Here is a 6,465-nt window from a genome sequence, read left to right as displayed (position 1 = left end):
GGTCCACCCATTCCCAAATGATCATAATGTGCGCCAAGCACAATAAATTCATGCTTTAAAACCGGATCACTACCTTCAATAAAACCCACAACATTCTGGGTTTTAACTCTTGGGGTATCTGTCACCCCTTTTTTCACCCGTATTTTAGCAATAAATTCCTGAACATAACTACCATTAACAGGCTTAATACCAGCCTTTTTAAAGTCTTTAATCAGATAACTTACAACCTTTTTGTTTTCTTTAGTTCCAGGGAAACGGCCAGCCATTTTTGGCGAAGCAAGAAATGAGATATGACCCAGGATCTCTTTTTCAGTAACATCAGTTTGTGCAACAGCGCCAAAACCTATAGCCGAACAAACGGCCATCAATAAACAAATTTTAATCTGCATGCTTTCTAGCCCTTTAACAGACTTTCAATTGCCAGTCTGTAACCATCCATCCCAAATCCCGTTAATACGCCTCTACAGTTCTTACCTGTAAGTGAAACATGTCTGTACTCCTCTCTTGCATAAATATTAGAGATATGAACTTCAATTACAGGCGTTTTAATAGCTGCAATTGCATCAGCAATAGCTACAGAAGTATGCGTATAAGCACCACCATTAAGTACAATACCATCATAATCAAACCCAACCTCATGCAGTTTATTTACAAGCTCACCCTCAACATTACTCTGATAATAATCAATCTCAAAGATGCTATACATTTCACGCAATTGCGGAATATATTGATCAAAGCTTAAATTTCCATAAATACCAGGCTCCCTAACCCCTAAAAGGTTTAAATTTGGGCCGTTAATAATTTGTATCTTCATCAGTTCAAACTTAAAGCTAAAAACTTACATCAGAAAATTTTTGTGTGATTAATAACCCCTACTTAAAATCGTTTAAAGACTATCTAAAACTGGAGCGCTCGCTGTCCGGCAACTCTATTGATGCCTATCTTACCGATATCGATAAGTTGTTCCAGTACTTCGACTCTATAAATAAACACACTAATTTAAAGGATGTTACAAGTAACGACTTAAAGTTATTTATCACATGGATAAATGAACTCGGAATGCTCCCAAGCACACAAGCCAGAGTAATATCGGGCCTAAAGTCGTTCTTTAGTTTCCTTTTATTGGAGCAGATCATTACTATAGATCCTACAGCCCTGTTAGAATCACCCAGGTTATCACGTAAGCTACCTGATACGCTCAACATTATCGAAATCAACCAATTAATTGAGGCCATAGATGCATCCAAACCAGATGGGATGCGAAACAAAGCAATCCTTGAAGTACTCTACGGATGCGGACTAAGGGTTACAGAACTTATCAGTTTAAGAATATCCAATATACATTACGAAAGCGAGTACATAAAGGTAATTGGAAAAGGAAATAAAGAGCGTATAGTGCCAATTGGGGCCAGTGCCTTAAAATTCATTAAAATCTATATAGAAGAATCCAGGGTACATATTAGCATTAAGAAAGGATTTGAAGACTACATCTTTCTAAATCGTGGCGGAACCGGTTTATCRAGAATCTCCGTTTTTACCATGATCAAAGCTTTAGCTTTAAAGGCGGGAATAAAAAAAAGCATCAGTCCACATACCTTCTGCATATCTTTTCTTAACTCTATGTTTATAAATGATTTATCAGATAACATTTGTACTGTCTCTTTACCTAAATATTCATTAATCTCGAAACACAAAAGACCATTCTCATTCAAATTACGAAGTGCAAATTCTGCAATTGCCTCATAAAATATCAAAGGCTCTTCATTAGATACAAACAGGGCTAAATGAGGCTCGTTTTCCAATACATTTTTATGCATAGCCTTTTGCTCTTCCATTGTAATGTAAGGTGGGTTACTCACTATCACATCGTACATTTCAGTACTTTTATAGCTCAGAATATCCGCATGAATAAAGTTAATTTCAGCATTATTTAGCTGCGCATTCTCGCTGGCAATTGCCAAAGCACTTTCTGAAACATCAATAGCACTTACTTTAAAGTTATCCAGGTTCTTTTTCAGTGAAATGGCGATACAACCGCTCCCGGTACCAATATCCAAAATACTACCATTCTTAAGCGTTTTAGACTGATCTGAACCACATCTTTCTATAACCCAATCAACCAGCTCTTCTGTTTCCGGTCGCGGAATCAATACAGCGCCACTAACTTTAAAAGTTAAACCATAAAAAACAGTATCCCCAATAACATATTGCAAAGGCTCACCGGTTTTCAATCTGCTCAATGCCAGTAAATACTCATTATACTTAACATCCTCTATTTCAGCATCTGCATTTAGCATCAATTGGCTCCTATTGAAACCAGAAATATGCTCCACAGTAATATTGAAAATAGAAATTATTTCCTGTTCATCGTAAATGGCTATTAACTCATTCGTAAAATGATGCAATAATTGCTTTAAATTCATGCTATGCAAAAGTAAGTAAATCGAACAATATACCTTACTTTTGCTGTAATGACAGACCAACTATATATGCAACGCTGCCTTGAATTGGCAAAAATGGGAATCGGAAGTGTTAGCCCAAACCCACTTGTAGGATGTGTAATAGTAAATAATGGTCAAATAATTGGCGAAGGATACCACAAAAAATTCGGCGAAGCCCATGCAGAAGTAAATGCCATAAACGATGTTCTGAAAAACCATCGCGATAAAGCAGCCGAATTGCTATCAAATGCAACAGCTTACGTAAGTTTAGAGCCCTGCGCTCACTTTGGCAAAACCCCTCCCTGTGCAGATCTGCTCATTAAACACCGAATAAAAAAGGTTGTTATCGGTAATACAGACCCATTTGCAGATGTAAACGGAAAAGGAATAGAAAAGCTGCAAAATGCGGGTATTAAAGTAGAAACAGGCATTCTGGAAAACGAATGCAGGTACCTTAACCGTCGCTTTTTTACCAGGATAAAGCAACAACGTCCATTCATAATTCTTAAATGGGCTACAACAGCAAACGGATACTTTGCACCAAAAAACACTGTACAACAATGGATAAGCGGTCCACTTTCAAAAAAACTGGTACATAAATGGCGAACCGAAGAAGACGCCATACTTATTGGAAAGCAAACCGCAATTGCCGATAATCCTCAATTAAGCGCCAGAGAATGGCCCGGTAAAAACCCGGTAAGGATACTTATTGACCGCAATCTGCATGTTCCTGCCAATAACCACATATATAATAACAGCGCAAAAACCATCGTTATAAATGAAGTAAAAACAGAAGTACAAAACAATGTTCACTTCATTCAGATGGAAGATATGCAGTACTACCTGCCACAAAAAATAGCTTTCCAGCTGTATCTTATGGATATCCAATCTGTCATTATTGAAGGCGGAGCAAATATCCTTAACCAATTTATTCAGGGCAATTTATGGGATGAGGCAAGAGTTTTCACCTCTGCCACCTCTTGGTCAGACGGCATCGCATCTCCTGTAATCAATGGAATAATAACAGAAGAACACTAYGTAGAAAAAGACAAATTAACTATCTATCAAAATAACCAAAACAAATGATTTACCTGCTAATAAGCATTTTTTGCAGCGTTACTGTTGGCGTACTACTAAAGTTTGCCAAAAGATATAAAATCAATATCCTTCAGGCAGTTACGTGGAATTACCTCTTTGCTATTGGCTTAAGTATTTTCTTTTTTAAACCCAGCTTCAAAGACCTTGCCTCCACTTCACATTACGATATTTATTTAGGTCTTGGAATCTTGCTGCCACTTATTTTTTGGTTCCTTGCAGGTTCAATCAGAAACATTGGCATCGCCAGAACAGACATTGCACAGCGATTATCCTTATTTATTCCAATCCTGGCCTCCTATTTCCTATTCAAAGAACACTTTACCATCACTAAAATCTGCGGACTTGCTATTGGCTTTGTAGCCATATTTTTTACTTTACATAAGAAAACAACGCAAAGAATTACCATTGGCAGCTGGTTTTACCCGCTTGTAGTTTTTGTAGGTTTTGGGATAATAGACATACTTTTTAAGCAGGTTGCACAGATCAAATCAATACCTTATACTACTTCATTAACCATCGTCTTCATCTTAGCTTTTACCATTTCAATTGTTGCCATCCTATATTTCAGGGCATTCAAAAACCAAAAGCTGGAACTGGTTAACTTCCTTTGTGGCTGTGTGTTAGGCTTCTTTAACTTCTTCAATATCCTGTTCTACCTTAAAGCGCATGGTGCAATGGCACAAAACCCATCAACCGTATTTGCCAGTATGAATATGGGTGTAATTATCCTGGGCAGCCTTATCGGAATATTTGTTTTCAAAGAAAAACTAAACAAATTGAACTACTGGGGTCTGTTTTTAGCGCTGGCCGCCATTATTTTAATAACACTATCTAAGATTTATGCTATTTGATGACACCTATAAAACCATATCCGCTGCTTCCGAAGGGGTTTTTAAGGATAAAGGAAGCAAATTTATTGCTTATGCATACCCCATACGTTCTGATGAAGAAGTAAAAAATATACTTCAAAATCTTCGGTCAGAACATCCAAAAGCACGTCATTTTTGCTGGGCATTGCGTTTAAGTCCTGATAGAAGCGTATTCCGAATTCAAGATGATGGCGAGCCATCTGGCACAGCCGGCAGACCTATTTTAAACACACTGCTCTCGGCTGATATAACAAATATCCTTATTGTAGTGGTAAGGTATTTCGGCGGCACTTTACTCGGTGTACCCGGTTTAATTAACGCCTATAAAACTGCTGCTGCAGAAGCAATTAAAGAAGCCAATGTTGTAGAAAAAACACTAAACGATATTTACGAAATCACCTTCGATTATCTGGCTATGAATGATGTAATGCGCCTAATGAAAGACGAGCAGTTGAACATCCTTAATCAAAATTTTGACAACGCTTGTGTGATACAGTTTGAGGTAAGAAAGGCAAATTTAAATACAGTATTAGGTAAATTAGATAAGATTGAGAACATATGGGAAATAAAATATCTGAAGCAGACCTGATTATTAATCAGGATGGTACCATCTACCACCTGAGCCTGCTGCCCGAAGACTTGGCTCAAACAGTAATTACAGTTGGTGATCCAGACAGGGTTTCTGAAGTTTCTAAACACTTCGATAGCATAGAGCTTAAAAAAGGAAAACGTGAATTTATAACCCATACAGGTTATTTAGATAAAAAGCGCATTACCGTAATTTCTACAGGCATTGGAACAGATAACATCGACATCGTTTTTAATGAACTTGATGCCCTTGTAAACATTGATTTTGAAAAGCGGGAAGTTAAAAAAGAATTAACCTCATTAGATATTATTCGCATTGGTACCTCAGGTGCTATACAGCCCGACATACCCATGGGAACCATACTTGCTTCTTCATTTGGCCTCGGACTGGATGCCTTAATGCAATACTACATTAATGAACTATCTGGTGATGAACATAGCATTCTAGATGCCTTTAAATCACGGTTTTCGCATATTAAAGGCATTACCCCTTACCTTACAGCCGCCGACAATGTATTGCTGAATACCATAGGAAGTGATATGGAAAAAGGAATCACAGTAACTGCTCCAGGTTTCTATGCACCACAAGGCAGACAGGTAAGAGCTAAGAATGCCATACCTGATTTTATCAATTTATTAAATAATTTTCAGCATAGTAACTATAGAATTACTAACTTAGAAATGGAAACCGCAGGAATTTATGCGTTGGCAAAAGCTTTAGGACATAAAGCCCTGTCAGTAAATGCAATACTTGCAAGCCGGGTTAATTTCGAATTCAGTAAAAATCCGGCGGCAGTTGTAGACAAGGCGATAAAAATGGTTTTAGAGAAAATAATCAAACAAAAATAATGCGTCCAATGTTCATTCGGTATGATTAATGTACATTCAATAGAAATGTTTGGTCAATAGAATTAAATTAAGAATAATATGTTTGGGAAAATAAAAGAGAGATTCGTGCTATCTGTGGTAAATACTTCGCTTGCTGGTTACGAAGCGAAAGATTTAAATACCGGAAAAAGACTGATCTCTGTAATTGCGGGTGTATATATCTTACAAAAGGGAATCAGAAATATTCGTCAACATCCGTTTACTGGTATAGAAGAAGTAGCGCTGGGAAGTATCCTGCTGTATAATGCAGCAAGTGGTTTAAACAAAAAAATAATTAAAAAACCAACCGAAATATCGGATATAAGAAGAAATCAAATTCAGGGCAATGATCCGAGATCAGATGTGCCTGCGTTTGTTTAGAAATGAATTCAGCGATTAAACAGAAAAGGCCGATAGTTATATCGGCCTTTTCTGTTTAGCATTATTTAAAACCTTTATTTCTTAACCGGTTTAGATGTCATATAAAACGTCAGTTTCCCCCCACCCGTAATATCAGAATGCTTTATGGTAGTTCCAGCAAGTTGTTTTCCATTTAACAAAACCCTCTGAACATATACATTCTTATCACTTTGGTTTAAAGC

At 37.2% G+C, this 6,465-nt stretch carries 8 protein-coding genes and 2 pseudogenes; 6 read left to right on the top strand and 4 right to left on the bottom strand.

All coding sequences use genetic code 11. The annotated features are described in order from the left end of the window. Positions 1-389: pseudogene (locus tag AC1DG9_RS23180) on the bottom strand (hypothetical protein); the annotation flags it as partial. 5 nt (positions 390-394) lie between these two features. Then, positions 395-814: a type II 3-dehydroquinate dehydratase gene (aroQ, locus tag AC1DG9_RS23175; RefSeq protein WP_288879354.1), complete on the bottom strand. Its 420-nt coding sequence runs from the start codon at positions 812-814 to the stop codon at positions 395-397. A 44-nt stretch (positions 815-858) separates the two neighbouring features. Here aroQ and AC1DG9_RS23170 point away from each other — a divergent pair. Then, a pseudogene (locus tag AC1DG9_RS23170) lies at positions 859-1,563 on the top strand (tyrosine-type recombinase/integrase); the annotation flags it as partial. On the opposite strand, the gene prmC reads toward AC1DG9_RS23170, so the two are convergent. Next, positions 1,485-2,423, bottom strand: a complete 939-nt coding sequence (gene prmC, locus AC1DG9_RS23165) for a peptide chain release factor N(5)-glutamine methyltransferase (RefSeq protein WP_477635322.1) — start codon at positions 2,421-2,423, stop codon at positions 1,485-1,487. The pseudogene AC1DG9_RS23170 and the gene prmC sit on opposite strands and share 79 nt — an antisense overlap. A gap of 48 nt (positions 2,424-2,471) precedes the next feature. Here prmC and ribD point away from each other — a divergent pair, with 48 nt between their 5' ends. The 5 genes from ribD to AC1DG9_RS23140 all read left to right on the top strand — a co-directional run bounded on the left by ribD (position 2,472) and on the right by AC1DG9_RS23140 (position 6,244). Next, positions 2,472-3,527, top strand: coding sequence for a bifunctional diaminohydroxyphosphoribosylaminopyrimidine deaminase/5-amino-6-(5-phosphoribosylamino)uracil reductase RibD (gene ribD, locus AC1DG9_RS23160; protein ID WP_288879356.1), 1,056 nt, complete (start codon positions 2,472-2,474; stop codon positions 3,525-3,527). After that, entirely contained in the window at positions 3,524-4,390 is an 867-nt protein-coding gene (locus tag AC1DG9_RS23155) for an EamA family transporter (protein ID WP_337716261.1), read from the top strand. The genes ribD and AC1DG9_RS23155 overlap by 4 nt, the downstream gene beginning before the upstream one ends. After that, positions 4,380-4,997, top strand: coding sequence for an IMPACT family protein (locus AC1DG9_RS23150; RefSeq protein ID WP_172662983.1), 618 nt, complete (start codon positions 4,380-4,382; stop codon positions 4,995-4,997). Before AC1DG9_RS23155 ends, AC1DG9_RS23150 begins: the two co-directional genes overlap by 11 nt. Beyond that, positions 4,967-5,845, top strand: a complete 879-nt coding sequence (locus tag AC1DG9_RS23145) for a nucleoside phosphorylase (protein WP_288879357.1) — start codon at positions 4,967-4,969, stop codon at positions 5,843-5,845. Before AC1DG9_RS23150 ends, AC1DG9_RS23145 begins: the two co-directional genes overlap by 31 nt. A 78-nt stretch (positions 5,846-5,923) precedes the next feature. Next, positions 5,924-6,244: a hypothetical protein gene (locus AC1DG9_RS23140; protein WP_048905347.1), complete on the top strand. Its 321-nt coding sequence runs from the start codon at positions 5,924-5,926 to the stop codon at positions 6,242-6,244. A 74-nt stretch (positions 6,245-6,318) separates the two neighbouring features. On the opposite strand, the gene AC1DG9_RS23135 is transcribed toward AC1DG9_RS23140, so the two are convergent. Next, positions 6,319-6,465 (bottom strand): glycoside hydrolase domain-containing protein (locus AC1DG9_RS23135; RefSeq protein ID WP_477635323.1); only part of this gene is annotated, 147 nt, incomplete at its 5' end.

The organism is Pedobacter sp. 05L430, from assembly GCF_056397585.1.
This window is presented reverse-complemented; position numbering and strand designations above follow the sequence as displayed.